The organism is Porphyromonas sp. COT-290 OH3588, from assembly GCF_000769075.1.
In the GTDB taxonomy this organism is placed as follows: Bacteria; Bacteroidota; Bacteroidia; order Bacteroidales; family Porphyromonadaceae; genus Porphyromonas.
The window spans coordinates 1-3,038 of sequence record NZ_JRFC01000001.1 but is presented as its reverse complement, the minus strand read 5'-3'; the positions used below and the strand labels follow the sequence as shown (position 1 = coordinate 3,038).

Here is a 3,038-nt window from a genome sequence, read left to right as displayed (position 1 = left end):
TAGTTGCCATGTCGATACAGTTAATTACATATTAAAGATAGTAATAATCAGAGATATATACAACGTTTCTAACCGAAAACAGGCAAAATGCCGTGCAATGGTTTCATCTTTGAGTAGTGAGACTCTGAGCTAGTAGATTTAGCCCGTTTACCCTTCTTTGTCTCTGTTGCCATAATCTCTGTTTTTTGTTCTCTAAAGTTACACGCTATTTCCGAACTAATTTAGTCCCCTACCAGTGCACTTTTGTTTGACAACATACACTAACTATGGGTGGGTTACCTCTGTGAGCTCTAACCCCACAGCTACTAAGCCCATGGCATCGGGCGCTTGCAAAGGCTCGACTACGCAGGAATACAAGCCTGCCATAGGTAGCTGACATATGAGATCGAGCCTTGTATTCATCTCCCTCATCGCCACGCTTGAGCGCACACGAGAAGCTCTAAGGTCTGGCAGCCTCAACACGACCGTATCAATGAGATACAGCCCGTATGCATTCTCCATACGCACTCGAAGAGGCAACTCCAAACTGTCCTGACGATTGTCTATCCGTGCGGCAAGAGTGACAACATAGGATGCCCTGCCTCGAGGCACGAAAAAATCAATCTGTATCCCCGACAGGTCAAACTTTTGCCAGTAAATCGAGCTATCCTGTTCGCTTTGTTGCTCTATACACGAACTACCTAGCCCGAGTAGTAAAAGACAACAACTAACCCCGAACACACTCTTACCTTGCATAAGTTTGCTATTCTTCTTGAGATGCACCCATGAGGCCAGAGCTAGGCCTACCATGAGAGGACTGGCGACCACTTTGCCCACACCTGCGCTCACCCTGAGGACGAACACGCTCGCCTAGCCTCTGCTCTGCATTAGGTCGAGCCGATGTGTGCTCTCGTGACCCACCCTCTCTGCGCCTGCCAGTATACACACTCTCTCGATTTTTAGGGCGACGACTACCGTTCTTGTGCCCATTACTATTGCCTTTCTTGTCGAAGCGTGTAAGGCTATTGTCCGAGAGGATATCTAGAGGCTTAGATTGAGGTTTCTCTCGCTCATTATTGAACTCTAATGTATCTGGCCTCTCCCCTTGCTTATTCATAGAGATAACCTCAAAGGCTCTCTGGGCAGATATAGTGACGAGCCCTACGGGGTGGTTAGCAACTGTACTGTAGGTAATCTGCCTCTGAAAGCTATCCGTTTTGAAGTGGTGGTAAGAAGCACGTTTCGTTTCTAGCACGATCTCACGGCTAGGGAGCGAACGCTGAGCCTCGGTATAGGCCTGCACCTCATAGTTCATACAGCACTTGAGTTTGCCACAGAGCCCCGTAAGTTTCTGAGGATTGAGGGATAAATCTTGTACACGGGCTGCACTGGTATTGACCGAAACGAATGTACTCATCCAGCTAGAACAACACAACTCACGACCACAAGGGCCAATCCCTCCGATACGGCCAGCCTCCTGCCGAGCACCAATCTGCTTCATCTCTACTCTGATATGGAAAGTATCCGCCAGCACACGAATAAGTTGCCTAAAGTCCACACGCCCATCTGCTATGTAGTAGAAGATAGCTTTATTGCCATCTCCTTGATACTCCACATCACCAATCTTCATCTCTAGTCCTAGATCTGCGGCAATCTGTCTAGTTTGTATCATAGTCTGATGCTCTCTTACTTTCGCCTCCTCCCATTTCTCCAAGTCCGCAGGCTTGGCTATGCGATAGATCTGCGGCATCACACCTTTTTCAGGGCGATAGCGATGCTTCTTCATGGCAAGCTCGACGAGCTTACCTACGAGCGTAACTTCACCTATATCATGTCCAGGAGAGGCCTCTACCGCTACGAGGTCGCCCTTCTTGAGCTCCAAGCCCTGAGCATTAACGTAGTACCCCTTACGAGTATTCTTAAATTGTACCTCAACAATATCGCACGAGCGTATAGCCTCTGGGATATCGCTGAGCCAGTCGTAGCTGCTTTGCTTCTTGGAGCAGCAGCCCTTGCAGCCTTTGGATGTCATACCACAACACCCCCTATTGGCCGTCGTTGTTTTATATATCATCTATAATAATTATCGTAGTCCAAATATAAAGCAAAGGTATTTATTTAATTTTAGAACCTAAGGGGCCTACCCTAGCCTACTCAAAGCGACACACGATTTTTGGACAAAGAATATCCGGGGCGGAAGTTGCCAAGTCTTTATGCTTCCTCTTACCAATCGACACCTTACTACCCTATCTAGTCACCCCTTAAAAAGCATTGGCAAGTGAGAAGTCATTCATCGATGGTCTCTCGCTTAGCTTTTCGCTTATTATTTTGAGCAGGTGTAAAAAGCTCTCATCGCTCTTTTGAAGTTATAAGCAGCTACTGCCAATAGTATGTTCACAGCATCCCCTGTCAATCCCTTCTAAAAGTTGCGACCTAAACGATGATCTGATTTCAAGTCTCCAATGGTAGGTTCTATGCCTGCTCGCTTGCAGAATAGTCTATGCTTCTTCCTCTTCTGATACCTGCTACCTGAGGGCTTGTGGGGCTATCTGGAATTAAAATCTGAGTGCCATTAATCTCTTTCTTTCCCCGATAACCCCTGTCGCCCGCTAATATTTTGATCTTTCTCTGGGTGAGACGTTCAACTTGCGCCAACGATGCTTCTATCGTGTGTCCATCATACTCATTAAGAAAAGATTGTGCGCCAAGAATGATTCCCGTAGCCGAGCGGATGATGGAGACCTTGTTGCCAAATTCGTACTTCTTGAGACCGTTGCACGGCATTTTGCCTCTTTTCGGCTAGAAACGTTGTATATATCTCTGATTATTAATATCTTTAATATGTAATTAATTGTATCGACATGGCAACTAAACCAACCGAACAAGCTCCGAGCTTCCTACAAGAAACTATTGCGCAATGCACCGCTCAAAGTTTCTTGTATCTTTCTCGATGTTTTTTGCGTGTTTGAGCGGCTTTGGGAGCCTTGAATACTATCCCCCTATCCCCATCCCTGAGGGATATTTCCCTCAGGGATGGGGATTTTACGCTTATTTGACAC

The 3,038-nt window shown here is 46.5% G+C and carries 2 protein-coding genes and 1 pseudogene; all 3 read right to left on the bottom strand.

What is annotated here, in order from left to right:
• Positions 1 to 264: 264 nt before the first annotated feature.
• The gene (locus tag HQ48_RS00015) at positions 265 to 735 is read right to left on the bottom strand and encodes a hypothetical protein (RefSeq protein WP_044187783.1); all 471 of its coding nucleotides are present in this window, start codon (positions 733 to 735) and stop codon (positions 265 to 267) included.
• Between the two features lie 7 nt (positions 736 to 742).
• Positions 743 to 2,011: a regulatory iron-sulfur-containing complex subunit RicT gene (locus HQ48_RS00010; RefSeq protein WP_052408883.1), complete on the bottom strand. Its 1,269-nt coding sequence runs from the start codon at positions 2,009 to 2,011 to the stop codon at positions 743 to 745.
• 229 nt (positions 2,012 to 2,240) lie between these two features.
• Positions 2,241 to 2,745: pseudogene (locus HQ48_RS09115) on the bottom strand (transposase); the annotation flags it as partial.
• Between the last annotated feature and the right edge of the window lie 293 nt (positions 2,746 to 3,038).

Bases quoted from the DNA above. Each gene is read 5' to 3' on its own strand.
- HQ48_RS00015 (WP_044187783.1), bottom strand. From the start codon at position 735: ATGCAAGGTAAGAGTGTGTTCGGGGTTAGTTGTTGTCTTTTACTACTC.
- HQ48_RS00010 (WP_052408883.1), bottom strand. From the start codon at position 2,011: ATGACATCCAAAGGCTGCAAGGGCTGCTGCTCCAAGAAGCAAAGCAGC.